Origin of the sequence: Parageobacillus caldoxylosilyticus (assembly GCF_019272935.1) — a bacterium.
GTDB classification, from domain to species: domain Bacteria; phylum Bacillota; class Bacilli; order Bacillales; family Anoxybacillaceae; genus Saccharococcus; species Saccharococcus caldoxylosilyticus.
On the sequence record NZ_CP040553.1, the window covers coordinates 1,386,468 to 1,412,185 of the forward strand.

Annotated in this window: 23 protein-coding genes; 4 read left to right on the forward strand and 19 right to left on the reverse strand. The window is 44.5% G+C overall.

Annotation, left to right across the window (positions count from 1 at the left end):
* Positions 1-440: 440 nt before the first annotated feature.
* The 3 genes from gatB to gatC are packed head-to-tail and all read right to left on the reverse strand — an operon-like array spanning position 441 to position 3,649.
* Positions 441-1,871, reverse strand: coding sequence for an Asp-tRNA(Asn)/Glu-tRNA(Gln) amidotransferase subunit GatB (gatB, locus tag BV455_RS07040; RefSeq protein ID WP_042408883.1), 1,431 nt, complete (start codon positions 1,869-1,871; stop codon positions 441-443).
* Between the two features lie 13 nt (positions 1,872-1,884).
* Positions 1,885-3,345, reverse strand: coding sequence for an Asp-tRNA(Asn)/Glu-tRNA(Gln) amidotransferase subunit GatA (gene gatA / locus BV455_RS07045; protein ID WP_042408885.1), 1,461 nt, complete (start codon positions 3,343-3,345; stop codon positions 1,885-1,887).
* Positions 3,346-3,358: 13 nt separating this feature from the next.
* Positions 3,359-3,649, reverse strand: a complete 291-nt coding sequence (gene gatC, locus BV455_RS07050; protein WP_218687887.1) for an Asp-tRNA(Asn)/Glu-tRNA(Gln) amidotransferase subunit GatC — start codon at positions 3,647-3,649, stop codon at positions 3,359-3,361.
* Positions 3,650-3,961: 312 nt separating this feature from the next.
* Here gatC and BV455_RS07055 point away from each other — a divergent pair, with 312 nt between their 5' ends.
* The 4 genes from BV455_RS07055 to BV455_RS21050 all read left to right on the forward strand — a co-directional run bounded on the left by BV455_RS07055 (position 3,962) and on the right by BV455_RS21050 (position 5,532).
* Positions 3,962-4,759: a VOC family protein gene (locus BV455_RS07055; RefSeq protein WP_218688024.1), complete on the forward strand. Its 798-nt coding sequence runs from the start codon at positions 3,962-3,964 to the stop codon at positions 4,757-4,759.
* A gap of 71 nt (positions 4,760-4,830) precedes the next feature.
* Positions 4,831-5,073, forward strand: a complete 243-nt coding sequence (locus BV455_RS20290; RefSeq protein WP_245005338.1) for a hypothetical protein — start codon at positions 4,831-4,833, stop codon at positions 5,071-5,073.
* Positions 4,977-5,246 carry a hypothetical protein gene (locus BV455_RS20775; protein ID WP_342393771.1) on the forward strand — a complete coding sequence of 90 codons (270 nt, stop codon included), beginning with the start codon at positions 4,977-4,979 and terminating at the stop codon, positions 5,244-5,246. The genes BV455_RS20290 and BV455_RS20775 overlap by 97 nt, the downstream gene beginning before the upstream one ends.
* Before the next feature lie 103 nt (positions 5,247-5,349).
* Complete coding sequence (locus tag BV455_RS21050; RefSeq protein WP_425057547.1) at positions 5,350-5,532, forward strand: zinc ribbon domain-containing protein; 183 nt, start codon at positions 5,350-5,352, stop codon at positions 5,530-5,532.
* Between the two features lie 656 nt (positions 5,533-6,188).
* On the opposite strand, the gene BV455_RS07065 is transcribed toward BV455_RS21050, so the two are convergent.
* The 16 genes from BV455_RS07065 to pcrA form a co-directional block, all read right to left on the reverse strand.
* Positions 6,189-6,713: a HEAT repeat domain-containing protein gene (locus tag BV455_RS07065; RefSeq protein WP_218687888.1), complete on the reverse strand. Its 525-nt coding sequence runs from the start codon at positions 6,711-6,713 to the stop codon at positions 6,189-6,191.
* Between the two features lie 45 nt (positions 6,714-6,758).
* Positions 6,759-8,795 carry a sporulation killing factor system integral membrane protein gene (gene skfF, locus BV455_RS07070; protein ID WP_218687889.1) on the reverse strand — a complete coding sequence of 679 codons (2,037 nt, stop codon included), beginning with the start codon at positions 8,793-8,795 and terminating at the stop codon, positions 6,759-6,761.
* Complete coding sequence (locus BV455_RS07075) at positions 8,788-9,513, reverse strand: ABC transporter ATP-binding protein (protein WP_218687890.1); 726 nt, start codon at positions 9,511-9,513, stop codon at positions 8,788-8,790. Before BV455_RS07075 ends, skfF begins: the two co-directional genes overlap by 8 nt.
* 9 nt (positions 9,514-9,522) lie before the next feature.
* Positions 9,523-11,025 (reverse strand): CPBP family intramembrane glutamic endopeptidase, encoded by a 1,503-nt coding sequence (locus BV455_RS07080; RefSeq protein WP_218687891.1) that lies wholly within the window; start codon positions 11,023-11,025, stop codon positions 9,523-9,525.
* Between the two features lie 42 nt (positions 11,026-11,067).
* The gene (skfB, locus tag BV455_RS07085; RefSeq protein ID WP_218687892.1) at positions 11,068-12,303 is read right to left on the reverse strand and encodes a sporulation killing factor system radical SAM maturase; all 1,236 of its coding nucleotides are present in this window, start codon (positions 12,301-12,303) and stop codon (positions 11,068-11,070) included.
* A gap of 98 nt (positions 12,304-12,401) precedes the next feature.
* Positions 12,402-12,590, reverse strand: coding sequence for a sporulation killing factor (skfA, locus tag BV455_RS07090; protein WP_218687893.1), 189 nt, complete (start codon positions 12,588-12,590; stop codon positions 12,402-12,404).
* A gap of 139 nt (positions 12,591-12,729) precedes the next feature.
* Entirely contained in the window at positions 12,730-13,401 is a 672-nt protein-coding gene (locus tag BV455_RS07095) for a response regulator transcription factor (protein WP_218687894.1), read from the reverse strand.
* A 25-nt stretch (positions 13,402-13,426) separates the two neighbouring features.
* Positions 13,427-14,362: a sensor histidine kinase gene (locus BV455_RS07100; protein ID WP_245005339.1), complete on the reverse strand. Its 936-nt coding sequence runs from the start codon at positions 14,360-14,362 to the stop codon at positions 13,427-13,429.
* Between the two features lie 265 nt (positions 14,363-14,627).
* Positions 14,628-15,863, reverse strand: coding sequence for an IS256 family transposase (locus BV455_RS07105; RefSeq protein ID WP_218687209.1), 1,236 nt, complete (start codon positions 15,861-15,863; stop codon positions 14,628-14,630).
* A gap of 111 nt (positions 15,864-15,974) precedes the next feature.
* Positions 15,975-17,249: a S41 family peptidase gene (locus tag BV455_RS07110; RefSeq protein ID WP_245005340.1), complete on the reverse strand. Its 1,275-nt coding sequence runs from the start codon at positions 17,247-17,249 to the stop codon at positions 15,975-15,977.
* A gap of 6 nt (positions 17,250-17,255) precedes the next feature.
* Positions 17,256-17,411, reverse strand: coding sequence for a competence pheromone ComX (comX, locus tag BV455_RS07115; RefSeq protein WP_166912124.1), 156 nt, complete (start codon positions 17,409-17,411; stop codon positions 17,256-17,258).
* Between the two features lie 19 nt (positions 17,412-17,430).
* Positions 17,431-18,345, reverse strand: a complete 915-nt coding sequence (locus BV455_RS07120) for a polyprenyl synthetase family protein (RefSeq protein WP_218687895.1) — start codon at positions 18,343-18,345, stop codon at positions 17,431-17,433.
* 264 nt (positions 18,346-18,609) lie between these two features.
* Positions 18,610-20,157 carry an L-glutamate gamma-semialdehyde dehydrogenase gene (gene pruA, locus BV455_RS07125; RefSeq protein WP_218687896.1) on the reverse strand — a complete coding sequence of 516 codons (1,548 nt, stop codon included), beginning with the start codon at positions 20,155-20,157 and terminating at the stop codon, positions 18,610-18,612.
* Positions 20,158-20,264: 107 nt separating this feature from the next.
* Positions 20,265-21,428 (reverse strand): CamS family sex pheromone protein, encoded by a 1,164-nt coding sequence (locus tag BV455_RS07130; RefSeq protein WP_017434404.1) that lies wholly within the window; start codon positions 21,426-21,428, stop codon positions 20,265-20,267.
* 9 nt (positions 21,429-21,437) lie between these two features.
* Positions 21,438-23,450 carry an NAD-dependent DNA ligase LigA gene (ligA, locus tag BV455_RS07135; protein ID WP_218687897.1) on the reverse strand — a complete coding sequence of 671 codons (2,013 nt, stop codon included), beginning with the start codon at positions 23,448-23,450 and terminating at the stop codon, positions 21,438-21,440.
* A 16-nt stretch (positions 23,451-23,466) separates the two neighbouring features.
* Entirely contained in the window at positions 23,467-25,665 is a 2,199-nt protein-coding gene (gene pcrA / locus BV455_RS07140; protein WP_218687898.1) for a DNA helicase PcrA, read from the reverse strand.
* Positions 25,666-25,718 lie beyond the last annotated feature (53 nt).

Sequence of the window (25,718 nt, forward strand, 5' to 3'; positions counted from 1 at the left end):
ATACCTTCTACTTAAATGGTAACATAGGGAAAATCAGGATAAATCATGATATATTCCTGTTTTGCCAGATGGCAATCAGGACTTTTTCCTTATTGATGATTCTGCCATGTGAAACATGTCAAAGTTCCTCCGAAAACAACCTGTTTGCGGAACAAACTTTTTCATACATGGAACGATCACGTTGAAGAGGATGATCAGAAAGACCAAAATGAAAAAACCAAACAGCCATGCAGAAACGATGATGATGTCCGTTCCGCCCCATCCAATGGTTGACGAGACGAAATAGATTGTTCTTCGCCGGAAGAAAACAATCCTAGTTTCTTTGCTTTGGCGTAATAGTATTCCTTTCTTTCACGCATGTGGATTATCCAAAACATCAATAGGAAGTTTTTTAAAATAAAGTAAAAGCTGGCTGTATATAACAGCCAGCTTTTGATTGTTTATCGTTTATTCATTTCTTCTATTAGCAACTTATTAACAAGCGGCGGGTTGGCTTGTCCTTTTGTCGCTTTCATCACTTGGCCAACTAAGAAGCCAAGCGCGCGGTCTTTACCGTTTTTATAGTCTTCGATCGATTGCGGATTGGCGTCGAGCACTTCAATGACGATTTTGCGCAATGTCGCTTCGTCGGAAATTTGCACAAGCCCTTTTTCTTTGACGATTTTTTCTGGGTCTCCGCCTTTTTCAACGAGCTCTTTAAATACCTTTTTCGCGATTTTCGATGAAATCGTGCCATTTTGAATGAGCTTAATCATGCCGGCCAAGCTTTCCGGCGTCAACGCGATCTCATGCAGTTCTTTTTGCTCGGCGTTTAAGTATCCCGACACTTCGACCATGAGCCAGTTGGAAGCCAGTTTCGGATCCGCTCCGTTTGCCACCGTCGCTTCGAAAAAGTCGGCCATTTCTTTTGTCAGCGTCAGCACTTTCGCATCGTATTCCGGCAGGCCAAGTTCTTCGATGTAGCGTTTTTTGCGCGCATCCGGCAGCTCTGGAATCGATGCGCGGACGCGCTCTTTCCATTCGTCATCGATATACAGCATGACAAGATCCGGCTCTGGGAAGTAACGATAGTCTTCCGAACCTTCTTTCACGCGCATGAGCACCGTTGTTTTCGTCGCTTCATCAAAGCGCCGCGTTTCTTGCTGGATGACGCCTCCGGAAAGCAAAATTTTCTCTTGCCGTTTCGCTTCGTATTCCAAGCCCATACGCACGAAGTTAAACGAGTTTAAGTTTTTCAACTCTGTTTTCGTACCAAATTCGGTCGCGCCAATTGGACGAAGGGAAATATTCGCGTCGCAGCGAAGCGAACCTTCTTCCATTTTACAATCGGACACGCCTGTATATTGGATGATTGATTTTAATTTTTCCAAATACGCATACGCTTCTTCTGGGGAGCGGATATCCGGTTCTGACACAATCTCAATTAATGGAGTGCCTTGTCGGTTAAAATCGACAAGCGAATAACCGTCGCCGGTATGCGTTAATTTTCCGGCGTCTTCTTCCAAATGAATGCGAGTGATGCCGATTTTTTTCTTTTTGCCGTTCACTTCAATTTCAATCCAGCCGTTTCTGCCAAGCGGCTGATCGTATTGCGAAATTTGATACGCTTTCGGGTTATCCGGATAGAAGTAGTTTTTGCGGTCAAATTTCGTTTCGGTCGCGATTTCGCAGTTTAGCGCCATCGCCGCTTTCATCGCAAATTCGACTGCTTGTTTGTTCAACACTGGGAGAACCCCTGGGTATCCTAAATCAATGACGTTCGTTTGCGTGTTTGGGGGCGCTCCGAACGCATTTGGGCTGCTGGAGAAAATTTTCGATTTTGTCTTTAGCTCGACGTGAACTTCAAGACCAATGACCGTTTCAAAATTCATCATGTTTCCCCCCTTATAACGCTGGTTTTTGTTTATGATAGTCGGTCGCTTGCTCGAACGCATGGGCGACACGGTAAATCGTGCTTTCATCAAAATGTTTGCCGATAATTTGTAATCCGACCGGCAAGCCGTTCACAAAGCCGCACGGTACAGAAATGCCAGGAACACCGGCAAGGTTTACTGGAATCGTTAAAATGTCGTTTGCATACATTGTTAACGGATCGTGCGTTTTTTCGCCGATTTTAAACGCTGGCGTCGGCGTCGTCGGCCCGATAATGACGTCGTATTTTTCAAATACCTTTTCGAAATCTTGTTTGATTAATGTCCGCACTTTTTGCGCTTTTTTGTAATATGCGTCATAATATCCGGAACTTAACGCGAACGTACCGAGCATGATGCGGCGTTTCACTTCATTTCCGAATCCTTCGCTGCGCGTTTGTTTGTACATATCAATTAAGTTTTTCGCATTATCCGTGCGGTAGCCGTAACGAACTCCGTCAAAACGGGCAAGGTTCGCGGACGCTTCCGAAGAAGCAAGCAAATAGTAAGTCGCTAGCGCATACTTTGAGTGCGGAAGCGATACTTCTTCCCATGTCGCTCCTAATTTCTCCAACACTTTTAATGCATCAAGTACGGATTGGCGAACTTCTTCTGATACGCCTTCGCCTAAATATTCTTTCGGCACGGCGATTTTTAGGCCTTTAATGTCACCGGTAAGCGCCTCTACATAATTTGGCACTTCTACATTTGCCGATGTTGAATCCATCGGATCTAAACCAGCGATGACTTGCAATAAGTAGGCGTTGTCCTCTACCGTACGCGTAATCGGGCCGATTTGATCAAGTGAAGAGGCAAACGCGACAAGTCCGAAGCGCGATACGCGTCCGTATGTTGGCTTCAAACCAACAACGCCGCAGAACGCTGCTGGTTGGCGAATCGAACCACCCGTGTCAGAACCTAAAGCAAACGGTACTTCGCCTGCCGCTACTGCCGCAGCGGAACCGCCGCTGGAGCCGCCCGGCACACGCTCTAAATCCCACGGGTTGCGCGTCAGTTGAAAGCCGGAGTTTTCTGTGGAAGACCCCATCGCAAACTCGTCCATGTTTAATTTTCCAATCGTAATCGCACCGGCTTCATGCAAGCGCTCCATGACCGTTGCGTCGTAAATCGGGTCAAAGTTATACAAAATTTTGCTTGCACATGTTGTGCGCAATCCTTTTGTCACAATATTATCTTTAATACCAATTGGCATGCCAAAAAGCGTACCGAAATCGTTTTCTTCTTTCGCCAGTTTGTCATCTAACTCTTTCGCTTTCGCGCGCGCGTTTTCCTCATTTAGTGTTAAAAACGCTTGCACTTTTTCTTCCACTTCGCCAATGCGGCGGAATGATTCATCGACTAAATCAGAAACAGAAATTTCTTTTTTATGTAATAAACGATGTAATTCGGAAATTTTATGGTCAAATAATGACATTGCTTCCCCCTCCTTACTCTAAAATCGCTGGCACGCGAAACTGACCGTCTTGGTGATCCGGCGCGTTTTTCAGCACTTCTTCGCGCGGAAGCCCCGGTGTCGGCACATCTTCGCGCATCACGTTTTTCATATCAAGCACGTGCGAGGTTGGCGGAACGTTCTCTGTATCGAGTTCATTTAATTGCTCAGCAAACGTAATAATCGCGTCCAACTGCTTCGCAAACATTTCCGCTTCTTCATCGGTAATCGCCAAACGCGCCAAATGCGCCACATGTTTGACTTGTTCGATGGAAATTCTTGACATCTTTTTCACCTCCAATGAGTTCGACCTACCACAATACTATGATGATACCAAACTTTCAACGAATGAAGCAACATTTGCCATACGTTCTGTACAAGAATATAAAAATGACTTCCAGCTATATTCTTGATGAAAACGAACATATGTGCTAGGATATAGAAAATAATCGGTTTTCAAATTGATGAGCGAGGCATTTTTTCTTCAAGTGCTTGACCGGCTCGGCAATATCGAAAGCATATTGCAACACCACCTTGTATGAGCAGGAACTACATATAATGAAAAGCAAACTGCCTAGTAAAAGGAGAAGCGATGATGATGGATATCATGTTTGATCATCTCGTCCACTTTACGAAAAATCCTGAAGAAGCAAAAACAGCATTTCAGTTAATGGGGTTTCAGGCGATCAACGGCGGAAAGCATTTAGCTTGGGGAACATATAATTGTCTCAATTATTTCCAAGATTTGCGGTATATTGAATGGATCGGCTTTACTGATTTCGAAAAAGCGAAAACCTCGGATAATCCACTCATTCAGCAAATTGTCGAAGATTTTTATAAAGGAGAAGGCTTCTCTCAATTCGCTTTCCGCACGGAGCAGATGGATGAGCTAGTGGCGCATATTGAAGCGAAAGGATTAAAGCCGATCGGTCCGTTTGCCGGAAGCCGTGAGCGGGAAGATGGTACCGTATTAAGCTGGTCGATGCTGTTTATTGAGGACGAGCAGGAAGATACGTGTCGCTACCCGTTTTTTATTCAGTGGGGCGAACCGGAACAAGTGCGCCTGCATGCCATGGCTCCGTTATGGCACCACCCTATCGGCACTCCATTGCTTTCTTCTATTGGAATCGCGGTAAAAGAGTTGGATCGGTCCATCGAAAAATATTGCCATCTCTTTGACGTGCCTGCACCATCGGTGACGTCATGCCAAGATGAATTTGGCGTTTATTCCGAACTTCTGATTGGAAATATAGCGGTACGCCTATATGACATAAAGGACCTTGCCTCTTCAATCGACAGCGCGCTCATCAACCGTCCGTTTTTATGTGGAATCACCGGAATGCTGGAAAATAAAGTTGTCCATATAAAAAATGGGATTTATCATTTTTCCATGTAACGTTTCAAAGCGTATGAAAACGGAAAAATTGAACTGTCGATGGGCATTCATCACGGGAAAAGCCGATCGTCGTGTATGCGTCGCGTCTGCCAAAGGGAGCGATCAAAGAAATCGAATGCTGCTTTGATCACGGTCTTTATTTGACCGTGACGTATGAAGATGGGCAAGAGGTCAAAGCGTATGAACTCGGTTCATCCGTCGAGTCGATCTTGGGAAAGTGTATACCATTGGAGCGTTTTGCGAAAACGGTCAAGCCCTTCTCATCACTGGAAGAAAAATACGCTCCCTTCACCAGTTGGGGAATAAAAAACTGACGGAAATTCAGTTGTGCCAATCTAAATGTCAAAAAGGATCGCGTCAATGGAAAAAGTATGAACGGGCAAAACAATATTTGTTATCAAAATCTGAAAGACAGTTGCGAGATGCGCTACATAAAATAACGAAACAGTTTGTCGACTGGTGTTTAAATAAAGCAGGCCGCCTCTGATGTGTATATCGGAAACGTCGAAGTAGTGCAGCGGAACACGAGAAAGAAAAAGCGGGCAAGCCGCAAACAAGCGCAAAAACTCCCGAATTGGTCATTTGGGAAAGTGAAGAAGTATTTCCCTTATAAGCTGACTCAGCATGGCATTCACTTGCATGCAATCGAAGAGTCATATACCAGACAGACATGTCCTGTCTGTCAAAAGAGAAAAAAGTGTCTTCCTGCCTGTTTGTGTGCCGGTGTGGGTATGAGGAACATCGTGACGTTCATGGAACGAGAAATATCTTAAGCAAAGCACCGCTCGGCACCTTCAAACACTGGAGCATACAAACGAAGATAACGTATCTACGGATTGCGCAAGCAAGAAGTAGTAGAAGGGTTGGACCGCCCCATCGGTGTGGTGCCGATGTTGCTTACGGAATCCATCGGGAAGGCTTCCGATGAATTCATCGAGTAGAAGGAGACCGCGTTCTTCTGCGCAGAAGCTTCTTCGACGGAGATAGTAAGAAACTCCCACCTCTTTATGGAATGAAGGTGGGAGAGGTTCATTTTAGATTGATGTACTTTGGAGGAGATATTTTCGCACATCGGAATGATCATCTAATTCATGCAATTATATACTGTGTGTATGATCTTTTAGCCAATCGATTTGAGAAGAAATATTATTTTTCGGTAAAGCATACGCTTATCGCCTTCTTCTTTTTCTTATCTTTGATAAACGAAGATGGTAAGCGGAAATTCCTCCATGGTTGATGATTTGCTCACCTTTACCATACAGGAAATTTCGCTTTTTTGTATCCTTACGTACCAAAAGACTTGATCGTCAAGTACATTTTGTGGTGAAGAGCCATAAATATATTTTTGTGATTGATCTCCTTTTAAAAAACTTGAATTTGTCTATCACGGATTCAGGTTATATAGTAAATTCCACTTTTTATACTAAACTTATTCTTTCAGTTCGTCGATCTTGCGATTCATCGCTTTGAACAAAGCTTCCGCCGCCGCCAGATGTTTATATTTGTCGTTGCTGTTGTTCCATCCTTCTTGCAAGATCGGGAGAGCATGTAGCTTGGTCGGATTGTTCATGACTAACGCCCAAGCTGCCCAAAACTGTACCTCCTTATCCTCATTTTTTAGACACTGTTCAAGCGCTTCCTCTGCAGCGGGACCGATTCTCATCAGGGACAAGGCAGCAGACATGCGTGCCTCCTGATTGCCATCTTTCAAGAACTGAATAAGTTCAGGGACCGCTTGCGACGCAACAGGTCCAAGCTCCCCGAGCACAACAGCAGAAATTGACCGTACATTGTGATCAGGATCCCTTAACCCTTCGACTAATGCAGGCACTGATGCATCTCCCTGTTTGATTAGCGTTTTAGCGGCCTCCCACATCGACTCCCTTTTTCCCAACGCTTGCACGTAAGAGGTGAGAGCGTTTGTTTCTTTCTTCATCAAATCTTTTGGATCCATATTATTTTCACATTCCTTTCTTTTTAATCATTTTCATCTAGCTTCTTATAAGTTTGGTGGAAACTTATAAGAACTAGGAGGTGTTACCCAGGAAGGGCCAATTTGCAAGACAATTTCCTCATGAGCATCTAAGATTATATTCGACGGGTCGCCTGTATATTCCTTGCCATTGACATAGGCTTTCACTTCCGTACCACTTGGTGCCACCCAATCAGCAACCTGCTTTTTCGACAATGGTTTGTGCCAGATTAGAAAAAATTCGCCTAGCGTATAATCCTTTTTCACTGGCGACTCTACATGAATAATACCGGAATCATCATGAGTATGTAGCCAATACATACAACCACCCTTTTCCGAGATTCCGATAAATTTTGGTAGTGTTTGGTGCTTTCCATCGACATAAATATCGAGATGCACATGGATGTGATAGCGGTCTTGCTCCATCATATCGCATTTGATGCCAGCGATAGCCGGTTGTGGTTCAAGATGAGTTCGGTTATAAATAAGATATCCTGTAAAGGCAAGAACTGCACAAATAGAGATTGCCAAAATGGAGGACGTGTAATCCCATTTTTTGGCCATCCCCGCCTGTCCTCCCTTTAGCGTGCTGCTTTTGAGAAACCGTAGGGCCGCTATCCAAGTCAACCATCCAGCCAGAAGATCACTCACCAACAACACTGGTGCAGGATTGCCGTCTAACCGAACAGTCACTTCCATCAGAAGAAAGTTAAGCAGAATAGCCACGAAAAATAAACGAAAGACATTATAAAAATACGAGACAGGAGTCACTCGACCGTCTTGGAAATTGGCCCGAGCAATGCTCATAATGCGAATACTATATGTAATTACCACCACTCCGATACAAATGGCAAAAAGATCAATAATTCGATCGATCTTCCACTGGGCAGCGAAACCACCCACGACCAAATACATCAACAGGTTAAACAGCGCAAATAACAGATAGGGTATCTCAGAACCGATCACTTTCTTGCTTAGTTTACCAGGCAAAAGCATCAAGTCTCCCGTCTGCAGATGACGCATCGTACCCGAGTAATAGCCGCTGAACAGAGTAGAAAAGGCAACTAGTATCGGCAAAAAATAGAGCAGCAAGGAGTACTTGCGAGCCACCAAAGCTACAACCGCAACCGACAACAGAAATTGAAAAGTCATTCGTAGCCGCCTTCTGCGTAACACTGCTAACTCCATCCATAGAAAAGCCCACTCTTTGCGATACTTTGCGCCCCCCCGCCAAGAAGTGGCGCCTTTCTTATACTTAGTTGTTGACATCGGCATGTTGTTCCGGCTTGCTATGTCTGCCCAATAAATGGCGTCCATCACAGCATTCTCTTTGATTTTGCTCTGCGAGGGAACGAACAAAAAGATCAACCCAACCAGGATGATAAGACCAATCTCCAAAAATCCCAAAGAATTAGTCAATCCAATCATAACTCCTCCCATACCTTGGGCAAGTACGAACAATGAGCCAGCCAACAAACCATGAACAATTTTTCCGTCCTTTAACAGCATCACGACCAAACTTAGGATAAGCAAACCACCAATCAACGAAAACCAAAAGAGCAATTTAGAAAGGAGTTTATGTCCACGGGTGCAGGAAGCTCCTACCTGCCACAAGGAAAGGGCAAAAAGGACGGGTAAACCGTACAGCACACTAAGAAAATCGAAATTTGAAATGCCCTTCAACAATAGATTTGCCAAGTTTGCCATCAGAGCTGACAACAGCCAAATACCAAATCGAAGCAATCCTCTCCAGACGGCAACGGCAAGAGCAACCTTTCGAATTGAATAAGGGGTCGTATATATCCAAAATACATCTTCCATTTTACTTGGCAATTGAGTGGAAGTAGGCCCTATCAATGAAAAAAACAAAAGCATTCCAATAAGACCCCATCCAATGGTAGTGGCACTTGATTGCATATCATTCAAATGGGACAAAACCAAGTATTGAGCGGCAAACGAAAGAGCGAAAAAAACACTCGAAACCAACAGCATTCCACGGACTCCCATCCCGGTGCGAAGTTGACGGATGCTGTTAAGCGCCAAAAGGTGTAGGATCCTAATCATCCTTTCTCTCCCCCTTAAGCAGATTGACAATCTGCTCTTGCCAGTGTTGAAATTTCTCTTCCTCCGTCGGAACCATATCTTCTCTAATCACTTGCCCCTGAGAGAGCACGACAACACGCGTTGCGACTTTACAGAGAAAATCAAGGTTATGCGTAGAAACCAGCACACCCGCTCCCTGTTGAGCTTTGACTTTCAGCCAATCGATTAGCCATTGGATCGAGACGGGATCTAGGCCAGCTGTCGGTTCATCCAAAACATAAAGAGAGGCATTTTGTAAAACCGCTCCTGCCAAAATTACCCGTTGACGCTGCCCACGAGACAACTCGCCACCCATACGAGTTGCAAATTCAAAAAGCCCTACTTCTTGCAAAGCCGCTTCTACAAGCGTCTTAATATCTCCTTTGAGATCAAATGCCTTTGCTCGGAAATAGAGGTGCTCTTCGACTGTCAAGAGCGGATACAGATTCGGATTATCGGGAATAAAGGCAATGGATTTCAAAGCTTCAGGTGACCCAGCTGGTAATTCACCAACTGTCACGCTGCCCGTATCCGGACCTAACAGACCAAGACAACAGCGAATGGTAGTGGTTTTTCCTGCTCCATTCGCTCCTAGTAGTCCCACAATTTCTCCTTGATTCACGGTAAAATGAACATTATGAATTCCTGAACCATTGCGGTATCGTTTGGTTATATTCTTAACAGTCAGAATATTATTCATTCTTCTCACCTATCCTTTAGTCACTGCGTTGTTGATTGGCAAAGCTTTACGATTTATCTTCGATTTGGTTAGAGCAATCGGTGCAAACATCAAAATGAAATTGTGAATGAAATGTGCAACCAATGCAGCAATAAAGCCATACTGTAGGTACAACTCTCCCATGACGAAACCCAATGCAACGATCTCGCTCCATCGGATGATGCGTGGATGCGTACCAGTCCCTGTATGAATAATAGCCCAAAGCAATGACGTAACCAACACAGCTAACCAAGGCTGATGGGTCAACCACACTATAACAGGAATTCCCATTAACCGATAGATCGCTTCTTCTCCGATCGAACTTTGCAAGCTCATGCTTAGGGCACCTTTCCAGTTGTATCCTGAAACAAACATCGTATAGTCAGACAGCTCTGGCGCAATGCGAACTTTTCCTGTCGATTGCAACATAGCATTGAGCCATGTCATTCCACCAAGACAAGCAATACCGGCTGTTACTCCAACAATTATCTGATTGACCGGATGTTCAAACGCGGAGATGCCGATCTGCTCTGTCAAAAATAGGCCGACCGACGTACTGATTAACACCACGCACATCGTTGCGATCGCTTGAAACAGTGACATTACAAGTGTTAGCATACGAATAGCGCGTTGATTGACCCGCACATCATACGAGTTAATCATAGAAAATTCAAATCCATCGTTGGTTACAAGTACAACAGCGAATAAGATGATTGCGGCCAACACTCCACCAAAATTCCAATTCAATTTACCGCCTTCTATGGTGATAATCAGAAGTCCGATCACAGCTGCAATAAAAGATCCCAGCACACCCGAAAGGTTCAGCACTTTATCCAAAAACTCACGTTGCACCACCTGGCTGAGAGTGGGAGCAAAAATCTCTGGCTCCATATGAACTTGCCAGACAATACCCTGATATATCGTAACAGATACGCGTAAACGAACCTTCGGTGATTGAATAAGATACCAGAACGTCCGCTCTTCTTCCCTGTCGGAAATCCCCTCCACCTGTCCCTCGCCAATTAGGCGTGCCTCGCTCCAAAAACCATGCGGGTTATCGATATTAAGTACAGCTAGCAAGTTGCTTGATTCAAACTTATGCACATCATCGGTCCTCAATTGTCCTTCAACCTGCAAATGGGTGATTTCCCCATTCGGTGCAATACCGACCAAAATGGTCGTGTCGTTTTTGACAAAACGCACTCTCCAAGACTCTAACAGACCCCAACGGTGCACCAGTGTCCGTACCTCATCGAGCATACCTAAATGATGTAGGCGATTAATCGTCTCACGATCATGCCAAAAGGCGGCATAAGTGTCCCAGTCAGAAACATCGATTGTTGTCAACCTTTTCACAGCTACAATCGCCCATTCAATAGCGACTTGCTTACTAGGTAGTACCAACTTATCATTCTCTTGTTTGTACGCTCTATCTCTGAATTTCAGAAACAAAAACAAACTAAGTATTGAAACTACAACTGCAATAAGCCACACAAATACCTACACCTCTCTTTCTCCTCCAAATCACCTTTTTTCTTAAACCAATTTACGGAATGGTTGATCCGGTTCCGGCAGTTCCACTCTATGGATACAGTAACAGGATTTAGACTTTGCACGAACCTCCAGCAGTCGTTCTTCCGCCCCTATTTCCAAAACCGAGTCTTTTAAAATATGGCCCATCGAGGCTTCCTCAATCTGGCAAGGTGTAACCATACCATCTGCTCGCACGTACCAGTTTAGGTAGCCAGGTGTACAAAAATCAGCTTCACCACCTTTGTGATGCTCGTTGGAGTCCTCTTCTCGCCAGTCCGGAATCACAATGCGATTTCCCCATTTTTTAATCGCCCGATCGATTTGTTCTTTCACTCTTTCGCGTTGTTCCTTCGATAGAAAAAAAATACCGTCTCCTGCACGCCCAACCGGCAACGTGATCCCAGCCCTGAAAACACGTGCACCAACCGCGCAAGCCTCTTCTGCCACTTTTTCCACATCAAGATAGTTAATTGGAGAGACGGTCATAGCAATAATGAGGGGAATACCAGCCTCGGCAATCTTGCGTGCATTAGACATCGTCTCTTTATAGGCTCCCTTTTTCCCTCGCATTTTGTCGTGTGTCTCCTCATATCCGTCAACACTCACTTGACAACGTACATTGTTAAATTGTTTGACGAAAGCAATATCATCATCCGTCCAGCCAAGCCCGTTACTAAAGAGATGAACGTTTATAAACAGACAGCTAGCAGTAGCGAGAAGGCGATGGAACCCTTTTACTAGTCTTGCTTCCCCTCCGGTGATCGTAATGTCAAAAACTCCGTTAGCAGCTAATTTTTCCATTACAAGAATCCACTCTTCGGTCGTCAATTCTTTTTCATAAGGACGCCCAGAACTTGCATAACAAAATGGGCAGCTCAAGTTGCAGGCATTTGTCAATTGAAGGGTACTTCGAATAGGAAGATACGCCTGAGACGATCCAGTAATCCTAATAGAAGAGGGTAAGATACCTTTTTCCCAAAGCGCTGTTAACGGATGATCGGCAAACATGTCTCGCAGTTCCTCGACCGTCAGTCCTTCTTCTAAACCGTTCATATGACTCCAAACGTACGCTGTCTTTTCCATATCCTGCAGCCGAGCCATCAACATAGCCAGTTCTGCCCCGGCACCACTCAAACGAAAATAGTTCAACGTGTTTGTTTCATAAAGAATGGCGCCACTTGGTTGCAAATGAATACCAAATTGAGGTGCTACCTTTTTCTTTGGTGTTCCAATTACCATGAACGTCGCCTCACTTTCCTTTGATTAGGAGAGGGGACTTTCTTTTACCAAAGGAAAGTCCCCTCCAAATTCATAAATATGTTAGGTAAAATTCTATATTAGATTGCGCATGCCACAAGGCTAATTTCACATTCCCAGCAGGCAGAAGTCAGGGAGATAGACTTCGCTGCCCAACAACCAGCACAACCTGCTGCCTTCACAAGAGGGATACCTGCACCTTTTTTCACGACACTCTTGGTAACTGGTTGCCACTGTTGTCCCTTATGTTCTTCCCTTGTTTTTTCCACATGTACCACCTCCTCCCTTTCTTTACCTCAATTATATCTCTACTTTTTTCCTTCTTCACCGCTAACATAATGTCGCAACTCCTCCATTTTTTGTCGGATCTCCGCCATAAATGGCGGACCTTGGAAAAAGAAAACGCCCTCACCGATCAGATGAAGGCGCTAGTAATATATGAGGCTCTGGAATGAGCCCTAATTGTTTTGCTTTTTCTACTGCTTCTAATCTCGAAGATACATATAGTTTAGTGAAGATGCGCGATAGATGTCTTTCTACACTTCGTTGGCTTATATAGTGTTTTTTAGCAATATCTTTATTGCTTAAACCGCTAGCGACCTCGAATAATATTTCTTGCTCGAGCTGGCTCAGCGCAACCTGTTCTTCATTTTCTGCCATCTTGGCCTTTACTTCGCAAAGATGCAATTGTCGCAGTAAATGCACAGGGATGACTGCTTCATCTCTTAATGCACAACGAATCGCTGTAATCAATTGCTCGCTTGTTGCCGTTTTACTGACAAAGCCTGTAATGCCTGATTCAATCAAATAATTAAAAAAAGGGGCAACATCATATCCGGTATAGATGACAATTTTCGCATTCGGTTGTTTTTGGAGAATTCGCTTACTTAATTCGGTGCCGCTTATATCCGACATACGCCAATCAAGCAAATACACATCGTATGTACGTTGTTCCATTATTTGTGCCGCTTCTGTGCCAGATGTAACGAGTTCTACTTGAAAATCTTGTTCGCTCTCGAGTATGTTCTTTGTCCCTTCACCAACAAGGCGATGATCATCGACAACCAAAATGTGAATCATCTAGTCATTTCTCTCCTTCTCATGCTTATAATGGAATGGTGATCCGTATATCTAGCCCCTCGCCAAGTTGTGGCGTCATCTCGCATGTTCCTCCTAAGCCTTGCACGCGCTCTTTTATGCCAAACAAACCAAGTTTTCCATCATAATGATTTAATTTTTCCATATCTATACCTATACCATTGTCAACATAATGAAGTTGAACTTCCTCATTTTGAGTCTCCAATGTTAGTTGAATATACGATGCCTGCGAATGTTTCAGCGCATTGTTTAATAATTCTTGGATAATCCGATAAATAGCAAGTTCCTGTTCTTCCTCCAATTTGGCTGATAAATGAACATTCCATTCTATTTTTATATTCGCACGTAATTGGAATCGTTGGATTAACTGTACGATCGCTTCCTTTAATCCGATTTGACTAAAAAATGGCGGTCTTAATTCATGGCATATCTCTCTTGTTAAATCAATCATATCTACGATTTCTTCTTCGATGTCGTTTAGCTGCTTTTTCATTTCTTCCATACGCATATTTTGAAAGCGCAAACTCTCCACTTTTCGTTTTAAAACAATTAAATCTTGAAGAATTGTATCGTGCAAATCAATGGCTAACTTTCTTCTTTCCTTTTCCGACCATTGAAAGATCAAACGAGTGAGCCAAACAGAATTGCTTCTCTCCTTTAAGCTACCTAACTCTTTTATGACATCCTCTACTTTTAACATATTTTCAATCGTGACGCTGGCATAATAGACAATGGTTGATAACCAATCTTTTTGTTCTGACCGAAATGGAATAGGATGTTTCTTTTTTCCTATTAATAGTAAAGGACTTTGCCGGAACGAGCCTACAAAAACCGCAAACAAACGCTTATTTTCAATAATTTTTCCAATCGAAAGTGGTTGTCTATCCATCTTTTTGGTTAACTTCGTCCACTCTTTTTCATCGCAATGAAAAGGTGCTTGCATATCTCTGATCGCTAATTGTACAAAAGCCAGATTCTCTATATCTAATACTTCTCGGTCAAGTCCAAATTATTGTGTAAATTCCCCTTTGATAGACAACATGGACCTGATGACTTGACGTATGGTAGGTAAGACCGGCAAGTCTCCCTGCCGGTCGCCTTCCCGGACAAATGATCATGTTGTCAAGGAACAGGCGTGTCAAGGAACTTTCGCGGCATATCCTCGCTTCGCTCCGGTATTCCACGTTCTCCTTGACACGGCGTAGAGGTTATCCCACTTTCTTGATCGCCGAAGCCTCCTGATTCACCGATCGGACTCCTTGCTCTTTCGTTTTCCGCCACTGCCAATATTCAGCCATATCCAAGTATTTGCGCCCTGACATCCATTTTTCATCGATTTCGATCAACACGGCACCAACGAGGCGATACACCGATTCCCGGTTCGGAAAGATGCGGATGACCCGTTCTCTGCGGCGAATTTCTTCGTTCAGCCGTTCCACTCCGTTGGTCGTGCGCAGACGCCGACGATAACGGTCCGGATAGTCCAATACGGCGGTGGCTTCTTCGAATCCCTCTTCGAGGATTTGCATGGCTTTTGGGGCTTTTTCTTCCCATTTGGCCAGCACTTGTTCCAATAACAGCCGGGCCGTTTGCTTATTTGGAGCATGAAGAATCCCACGAATCTCCTCGAGCAAGGCATCCTGCATATACTTTGGTGCGGCATCGAGGATATTGCGAATAAAATGTGTCTGGCATCGTTGCCATGTAGCGCCTTGGAAATGCTTTTCAATGGCTTGCACCAGCCCACCGTGCTGATCCGAGATGATCAAGTCCACTCCCCGGAGTCCCCGGTCTTTCAGCCATCCGAAGAACTCGCTCCAGCTGGACTCCGATTCACTGTTTCCGATTTGCAGGCCAAGAATTTCCCGATATCCTTCCTCATTCACTCCTGTAGCGATCAACACGGCTCTAGAGCGTACTCGTCCATCCTCCCGGACTTTCGTATAAATAGCATCTACTAGCACAAACGGATACACGTGTTCATGAAGGGAACGGTAATTCCAGTCTTGGATAATCGGATCCAGTCCCTTGCACAGTGAGGAGACCGTGGACTTGGAAAACGAAGTGCCGCATAATTCCTCCGTGATTTGAGTGATTTTTCGGGTAGACACCCCGTTTACCACCATTTCCATTAGTGCCAGTACCAGTGCTTGTTCGCTCCGTTGATACCGTTGGAACAGTTCCGTAGAGAACTCCCCATCTCTTGTCCGTGGAACGCGCAAGGTCAACCGTCCCACCCGGGTCGTCAGCTGGCGTGGATACGAACCGTTTCGATAGCCTTTTCGTTCTTCCGTTCGTTCATAACGGCGAGCTCCCAGCTGTTCTTCTACTTGTGCCTCGAGGATTTGATTGAGGACTTGTTCCAATAGCTTAGCTAATCCCTCATCTCTGGTGAATAACCCGTGCAAAAGTTCATCATTTAGGGTAATATGATATTGAGCCATGGTTGCATTCCTCCTTATGTTTGGTGTTTTTGGTCCACTGTTTATTCTACCAAAGGGGAAGCAACATGGCTCTTTTTCTATTTCCCTTTTTACACAATTATATGGACTTAACTATACTTCTCTCACCTCTTTTTCTAGGAATTGTATCACTTCTCGCATGTTTTTCTGTTTTTTTAATGTTTCACCGATTCGATATATACTTTCTTGATAAAAGTTTTTTTGTACATATAACTTCGCTCTTAATGTTCGATCGAAATATCCTTTTAAATAGAGAGCAAGGATATTTATTACATAAATCAGTAAAAACAACAAAACGAGTTCAGCAAGTCTCCCCGCTTTATTGACAAATTTGGCATAAAGCAATGTAACAAGAAAAGACGGAAGTAATGATAAAAAAGCATAGTACACAAAGTGATTGATGGAAAACTGTAATCGAAACAGCCGATCCATACCAATTAAATAAAGAAAGACGGATGGCAACACAAAAAGCGAAGTAACGGTTAATTCGGCTGGTAGTACCCATTTTCCAATGATTAGAACCGGGAGACTATAAAATAAAACAAATGGTGCGGCAGATAGTCCAATGGCTAAAAGCAAACCTCTGACCGTATGTTGCTGTTCATCTTTTTTAAGATAAACTAATCCTTTTCCTAACAAGGCCAAGATCGTAGCAACGTTAAGCAGCAATGCACCTAATAGAAATTTTTTCTCACTTATCCAATGAAGTTTTAAACCAACAAACTCGATTAAATTAACTCCATAAAGAAGAAAAACAATTTTTTTCGTAAACCACACTTTCTTCTCTTTTTCAAAATAATCATAAAGAAAATGCAAAAATATAACAGGTAGAAACAAAAATGTGCCAATAAATATTTGTCTTCCAATCGTTTCATATTTCGCTGATAAGCTAGCACTTATATAGCAAAGACCCGCCAATAATAAAAAATAAATAAGCACTGTAGATGGTTTATCATGTGTCCGCAAGCGAAGTAAAAAGACACTTAAACTAGCAACGAAAATAAAAAAACTTATCGGCAAAATGAGGTAGTACATGAATTGACTGATTAAATTTGGTTCATACGATATTGTGAATACTTGGATTTGATTTCCTCTCTGAATGGTAACGGTTTTTGCTTGCTCAATTGCACCGTATTCCCGAACAGTAAAATGGGACAAAGGGGGCTTTCCATCCACTTTAAGCACTCGATCATGTACTTGAATATTATGATTTTTTGCCCAACCAAACTCATAAATTTCTTTTACAAAGGTTTCCCCATTCTTTTCAACTACATTGATTCCGATTAATGGGTATTGCAAATTTAAAATGGTGAGGTATAAAACAAGAACAGACGCAACAATAAAGGCTATTATAGTTGTTCGATTCATTTTTCTCTACACCCAATATTCGAGTGGCTTAATTGATTCACCAAATACCTCTACAATCGCTTTTACCTCTAACTCACTTAAACCTATCAAGCTCACCGTACCATTTTGTAATTTTTCGATGACTTCTGGATGTTCTACTAAAAAGCGAATGATTTCTTGCATCGCAGATCCCCCTCCAACATTACAAAATAATTGTTTTCAGTGCGGATTTGTACCTATCGTCTACATCCAGTTTCTCGATTTCTTGCAAAGCCTTTTCCTTGTAAATCCGGCTCATCACTTTAGCATAATAAAACGCTCCTTCCTGTTCCATTTGCTGAATCACTTTTTCTTTTTGGGCATAAAGCTCATTGTAATCAATATGATTGCTAAAATACTGTTTCAATAAGTTATCCCGTTTACTTGCCAGCATGTACAATACCGGAAGCGACTTCTTCTTTGCTTTGATGTCGTTCTTCTCATCCCAACGATACAACGCATCGATATCATTGTCGATTTGCGCAGCGATTCCTATATCATTGGCATACTTTTCAATGATGACAGTGTTCCTTTCAGCACCTGCTAATGCAGTTCCGACTAAACAAGCCATTGCTACTAGAGAACCCGATTTTTTCTTCATCACTTCTAAATACTCAGCTTCTGTTTGTATATCATGTGTGAGATCCATATGTTGCCCATTTAAACTTTGAAACAATCGAGATAAAATATATGACTGTGCCTTTACTTTTTTATGATCATCGATGGGTAAATCTGCAATTGCTTTTTGTCCTAGGAGCAATAACCCGATAACGATATGAAGGAAGATGGCAAGAGGTGCATTGCTCCACGAAGTTTCCAAGCCGTCCTGATCAACGAGGTCATCGAGTAGATCCCCCGCTAACATCATCAGTTCTACAGCCGTTGCGATTTGTTCGGCTTCCTTGATGTTTTCGGAAAACATCTGATAATGCACACTAGCTAAGCGACCAAACAAAAAGTCGCTTCGTTTTGCTTGCTCTTTTATCAATGTCAATACCGCTTCTTTTAAAGATGGCGCAGAAAAAGATGCTTCGACGATCTCTCTCATTTTAATCTTAACTGTCTCTTTTTCCATCATTTCACCAACATCTTATATAATATTTCCTAAATAGATAAATTACGACAAAATTTGTAAAATTCCTTCTCCATATCGATAAAAAAATTCTAAAACAAAACCTCTTTGCCATTTGCAAAGAGGCCTTTCAAATTCAAGATTTAACTATTAGGAGCAGTATTTCAAAGAGAACAGTAATAGTTTTAGATGTGCCAGAGGTTAAAAATGAATTTATATCTGTTTTCATAAAGCTAAAACCCTCCCTGCCTGCGCAGAGAGGGTTTTTCATTAGAACATTTCCGATACCGTTTTTGCTTGCATATGAAGAATTAAGTAGTCAGGGCCGCCCGCTTTCGAGTCGGTGCCGGACATGTTGAAGCCGCCGAATGGCTGATAGCCGACGATCGCACCGGTGCAGCCGCGGTTGAAGTAAAGGTTTCCGACATGGAACTCTTCGCGCGCTTTTTCGAGGTTGGCGCGGTTGCGGGAGATGACGGCGCCGGTTAAGCCGTATTCGGTATTGTTGGCGATTTCGAGCGCATGGTCGAAATCTTTCGCTTTCGCAAACGCCACAACTGGACCAAAAATTTCTTCCTGCATGATGCGTGCGTTTGGATCCACATCGGCAATTACGGTTGGCTGAATGAAGAATCCTTTGGAGTCGTCTCCTTCACCGCCAGTCATGAGACGACCTTCTTGTTTGCCGATTTCGATATATTCCATGATTTTGTTATACGCCGATTGATCGATGACCGGGCCCATAAACGTGCTTTGTTCTGCCGGATCGCCAACTTTTAATTGTTTTGTCAGCTCAACGACGCGGTTTAATACTTGATCATACACATCTTCTACGACAATCGCGCGCGAGCAAGCCGAGCATTTTTGCCCCGAGAAGCCGAATGCCGATGCGACAATCGATTGTGCCGCTAATTCTAAATCGGCTTCTTTGTCGACGACAATGGCGTCTTTCCCGCCCATCTCGGCGATGACGCGTTTGAGCCAAATTTGGCCTGGATGCACTTTCGCCGCACGTTCATAAATGCGGATGCCGACATCGCGGGAACCAGTAAAGCTGATAAAGCGGGTGCGTGGATGGTCAACGAGGTAGTCCCCTACTTCCGAACCGCTTCCCGGAATGTAGTTTAACACTCCTGCTGGAAGGCCAGCTTCTTCCAACACTTCCGCGAATTTATATGCAACCACTGGCGTTGCGCTCGCAGGCTTCAGCAGCACCGTATTGCCGGTAACAAGCGATGCGACGGTCGTACCGGCCATAATCGCAAATGGGAAGTTCCACGGCGAAATGACGACGCCGACGCCAAGCGGAATGTAGAAAAACCGGTTCGTTTCGCCTGGGCGGCTTTCAACTGGAATGCCGTCTTTTAATTTCAGCATTTGCCGCGCGTAATATTCCATAAAGTCAATCGCTTCTGCCGTATCGGCATCCGCCTCTTTCCACGGTTTTCCCGCTTCTTTTACCATCAATGCGGAAAATTCATGTTTGCGGCGGCGCACAATCGCAGCGGCACGGAACAAAATATCCGCACGCGCTTCCGGCTTTGTTTTGCTCCACCATTTAAATGCTTCATCAGCAACTTTCATTGCTTTTTCGGCAAGTTCTTTATTCGCTTTCGACACGCGGCCGATTACTTCCGTCTTATTCGCGGGGTTAATCGAAACGATTTTCTCGTCGGTTGTGACCCGTTCACCGCCAATAATGAGAGGATAGTCTTGGCCAAGCTCCGCTTCGACTTTTGTCAGCGCCTCTTCAAACGCTTTTCGATTCGCTTCAACCGTAAAATCTGTGAGCGGTTCATGCTTATAAGGTTGTACCATCCGTGATTTCCCCCTTTACAGAATTTGCAAAAAAAGCGTTTACAACCTCTACCTACCATTCTAACGAATAAATCGGCATGATTCAATTTTTTAGAAAAGCGAAAAAACTATTGATAAATATGGACAAACGGCTGATCTGCCTTCGCTTGCCGAACAATAACGCTTTCCGGACCAACCGTGGAGGTGATATAAATGCTTACATTAATATAATCTGGAAACTTTTCCATCACTAATCCGGTCACGTATTGCGTAAATCCGATCACTTCCGCTTTTCCATAAAACGGCATGGTAATGTTAATCGTTAATTGCTGCAGCTGGTCATTCACATATAATCCCTTTCCAACAACTCCGGTATAATTTGGGAAAAATTCTTCAATATCGGATTTAAAGTTATTAAATTTTAACCAGTCGTCGCGGTGATTTTCCTCCGCTTCATCTGACGGGAATAAATAATATTCCTCTTTAATCGCTTCCCAATCATCAATTGTACTGCTTCCTTCATCGACATGGGTAACGGCAAAAAAGTGCCCTGGAATCACGGAAGCTCTCGGTGCCTGTTTATATAAAGCAATCGTAATCGGAACTTCTTTCAAACTTTTCATGCCGCGAAGCCGGGAGAGCACTTCCGCGGCGATGCGTTTTCCTTCCCGTTCGATGACATCGTCTTTTATTTTTTCTTCGCGCGGGTAGCCTTCTTCCGTTTCATAGTAATGAACCGAATTCAGCGCCAGCCCGATGACAACTCCTCCTAACTTCACTTTATCGTCGCTTATTTTCATTAAATAATCATGCTCTAAAATGCTTGCCAAATAAATCGGGCTTTTTTTGTTTTTCTCTTCATTCGTTCCTTTGTCGCTAATAGGCGGATTCAAACCGACGTTTTCTGATGGTTTCACTTTTTTCTTTTTCAGTTGCTCCGCCGTGAGTTTTCGTTGCAGCCAGCGCTGCACCGTTTCTTTATCTAAATATTGGCCTTCTTGAAATAAATAATCTTCCGGCGAAAAACGTTTTTGTGCGATGCGCATCAGTCCGGTTTCAAACTCATCGACGTCTAGGCGCGTATTTAAATCTTCGACTACTTCTCCGCGCGCTCCCGATGGTTGAAACGGCAACACAACACGGTAATAGGAGTCGGAAATATTGTATTTCGGAATGACAGCCTTTTGCTCTTTATCATTTTTTTTCTGTACTACCTCTTCCTCGCCGAATTTTGGCGCACAGGCGGAAAGAAGCAGAAGCAGAGTCATCCATATCATGAACTTTTTTTTCATGTTTCACACCTACTTATTTTGCTCAATTTCTTGCAGAAATCTCGTTTCATCCCAAATTTCGATATTTAGCTGCTTGGCTTTTGCCAGTTTCGAACCGGCATCAGCACCAGCGATGACTAAATCGGTATTTTTACTGACGCTGCCGGTGACTTTGCCGCCAAGCTGCTCAATTTTTTCTTTTGCTTCGTTGCGCGACAACGATTCCAGCTTCCCGGTCAGCACGACTGTTTTGCCGGCAAAGTAAGAATCAACATCGCCAGCCTTTGGCGTTTTTGGACCTTTATATTCCATGTTGACGCTATAAGCGCGCAGTTCATTTAACAGCTCTTTTACTTCCGGTTTCGCAAAATACGCAACAATCGAATCAGCCATTTTCTCGCCGATTTCGTGAATCGCCATCAATTCTTCTTTTGTCGCATTTTGCAGACGGTCCATCGTTTCAAAATGTTCCGCCAGCACTTTCGCCGCTTTGGCGCCAACATAGCGGATGCCTAACCCAAATAGAAGGCGCTCTAACGAGTTTTGCTTCGATGCTTCAATGGCGGCGAGCAAATTGGTTGCCGACTTTTCCCCCATCCGTTCCAAGTTAATTAACTGTTCTTTTGTCAACCGATAAATATCGGCAACATCATGGATAAGCCCTTCGCGGAACAGCTGGGAGATGACCTTTTCGCCAAGCCCCTCAATGTTCATCGCCTGACGCGAAACAAAATGAATGAGCCCCTCGCGGATTTGCGCCGGACATTTCGGATTAATGCAGCGGAGCGCTACTTCACCTTCGAGCCGGACCAACTCACTGCCGCACTCCGGGCAATGCGTCGGCATGGCAAACGGCACCTCTTGTCCTGTCCTCCGGTCCAATACGACGCTCACCACTTCCGGAATAATATCGCCCGCCTTTTTAATCACGACGGAGTCGCCGATGCGGATGTCTTTTTCACGAATGAAATCTTCATTATGAAGAGTGGCGCGCTGCACCGTTGTTCCCGCGACACGGACCGGCTCTAAAATCGCCGTCGGCGTCACAACCCCCGTGCGCCCGACATTTAATTCAATGCCAATCAGTTTTGTAACGACTTCCTCGGCCGGAAATTTATACGCGATTGCCCAGCGCGGGCTTTTTGCGGTTGCGCCTAGCTGTTCCTGCTGTTCAAATGAATCTACTTTGATGACAATGCCATCGATGTCATAAGGAAGATGCGAGCGTTTTTCATGCCATTCGCTGACAAAGCGAATGACTTCATCGATATTGGCGCATCTCCGCCGTTCTGGATTGACTTTAAATCCGAGCGTTTGTAAATAATCAAGGGCGGCGCTGTGCGAATCGATCCCTAGTTCTTCGGCATTGGCAAGACTGTAGACGAATAAATCGAGATGACGGGACGCCGCGATTTTTGGATCGAGCTGGCGCAGCGAGCCGGCTGCGGCGTTGCGCGGATTGGCAAACAGCTCTTCGCCGCGCTGCTTTCGCTGTTCATTCAGCCGCTCAAACGACGCTTTCGGCATATACGCTTCACCGCGCGCTTCGAGTGTCACGGCTTCCTTCAGGCGAAGCGGCAAAGAGCGGATCGTTTTTAAGTTTTCCGTAATATCCTCGCCGGTCACTCCGTCGCCGCGCGTCGCCCCTTGGACAAAATAGCCGTTTTCGTAACGGACGGAAACAGCCAGCCCATCGATTTTCAGCTCGCACACATAGGCGACATCATCGCCGACTTCCTGGCGCACGCGGCGGTCGAAGTCGCGCAAATCGCCTTCATGAAACGCATTGGCTAGGCTTAACATCGGAATGCGGTGCTCCACTTTTTGAAACGCATCTAACGGTTGGCCGCCGACCCGCTGCGAAGGGGAGTCTTTCGTTTTGAATTCTGGATATTGTTCTTCTAACGCAATCAGCTCTTGCATGAGCCGGTCGTATTCCGCGTCAGGCACGGACGGACGGTCAAGGACATAGTATTCATAATTGTATTTATTTAACAGTTCGCGCAGCTCTTCAATGCGTGTTTGCGCAGCTTGTCGGTCCATATCCGTTCTCCTTTCTTTACACTTTTGTAATCGGAGCGAACTTGGCAAGCAGCCGTTTAATGCCAATCGGGCTTGGGAAAGCAATGTCCAATTCCTGGTCTTCTCCTTCCCCGCGTACGCTGACTACCGTGCCAATTCCCCATTTTTTATGATCTGCTTTATCTCCCACTTTCCACACCGTCGTCCCGCCGCCAGCCGACCCTGACGCCATCGTCGTGCGGAAACCGGTTTGTTTTGCCTGGGAAGCAGCCGCGTGCAATGTCCGGCGGTTGATCATTTCCATTAATTCTTCCGGAATTTCGCGAATAAAACGGGATACTGGATTGACATGGATATTTCCAAACAACGTGCGCATTTGCGCGCTTGTTAAAAACAACTCTTCTTCCGCGCGGGTGATGCCGACATACGCGAGACGGCGCTCCTCTTCCATCTCGTCCTCATCGTCAAGCGAACGGTTATGCGGAAAAATTCCTTCTTCCATTCCGATGAGAAAGACCACTGGAAACTCCAAGCCTTTTGCGGAATGAAGCGTCATTAGCACAACGGAATCTTCGCTATTGCCATTCGCCTCATTCAGCTGGTCAATATCAGAAATTAACGCCAAATCCGTTAAAAACGCAATAAGCGACTTGTCTTCACTCACATTTTCAAAATGCTTGGTGACCGATAAAAACTCGTCAATGTTTTCCAAACGGCTTTGCGCCTCCAGCGTATTTTCCGCCTTCAGCATCTCGCGGTAACCGGACTTGTCCAGCACTTCTTCAACCAGCTCGGTGACGGAAACGTATTCTTGCAGCTGTGCCCATTGTTCGAGCTGGCGGCGAAATTCCAGCAAGGAAGCGGCTATGCGGGCAGAGAGTCCGATATGCTCGAGCTCAGCGAGCGCTTCAAATATCGATAATTCATTCTCGGAAGCATAGCGGACAATTTTATCGAGCGAAGACGCACCAACGCCGCGTTTTGGCACATTAATGATGCGAAGCAGGCTAATGTCGTCATTCGGATTGGCAATAACGCGCAAATAAGCCAAAATATCCTTAATTTCTTTGCGGTCATAGAACTTTAAACCGCCGACAATTTGATACGGGATATTGGACTTGAGGAATACCTCTTCAATGATCCGTGACTGCGCATTCGTGCGGTACAAAATAGCAAAATCGGAATAGCGTCGTTTTCCGCCATCGACATATTCTTTAATTTTGCCGGCGACAAATTGTGCTTCATCTGCTTCATTCATCGCTTCATAATAAACGATTTTCTTTCCTTCCGGATTTTCCGTCCACAGCCTTTTCGGCTTCCGGTTAATATTGTTTTCAATGACTTCGTTTGCCGCTTGCAAAATCCGCTTGGTGGAGCGATAGTTTTGCTCGAGCAAAATCACTTTTGCGTTCGGATAGTCCCGTTCGAACGATAAGATGTTTTGAATGTCCGCGCCGCGCCAGCGGTAAATCGATTGATCCGCATCGCCGACAACGCATATATTTTGAAAGCGCGCCGCCAGCATTTTGACCAGCATATACTGCGCATGGTTGGTGTCTTGGTACTCATCAATGTGGATATATTGAAATTTATATTGGTAGTATTCCAATACTTCCGGCACGCGTTCAAACAGCTGAATCGTCGTCATAATTAAGTCGTCAAAATCGAGCGAATGGTTGCGCAAAAGGCGCTGTTGGTATTCTTCATACACATCGCTGACGATTTTTTCATAATAGCTGCTTGCCCGTTTGGCAAATTTCTCTGGAGTCAGCAACTCGTTTTTCGCGCTGCTGATCGTGCCGAGTATCGTGCGCGGCTCAAACTTTTTCGGATCGATATTTTTTTCTTTTAAAATATTTTTAATCACCGAAAGCTGATCGGTCGTATCGAGAATGGAAAAATTGCGGTTGATGCCGATGCGGTCAATATCGCGGCGCAAAATGCGAACGCACATCGAATGGAACGTGGAAATCCACACTTCTTCCGCTGCGCCGCCTAACAGCGCCTGCACGCGTTCTTTCATTTCCCGCGCCGCTTTGTTCGTAAATGTAATCGCTAAAATATTCCACGGAGCCACATGCTTTTCCGCCATTAAATAGGCAATGCGATGTGTTAATACGCGTGTTTTGCCGCTTCCCGCCCCTGCCATAATGAGAAGCGGTCCTTCCGTCGTTTTCACAGCGGCTTGCTGCTCCTTATTTAAATTAGCCAGTAATTTTTCCGACAAAAAATTCACTTTTATCACCACCAGGAAACATATGTTCTATTTTACATCACTTTTTACGCCTT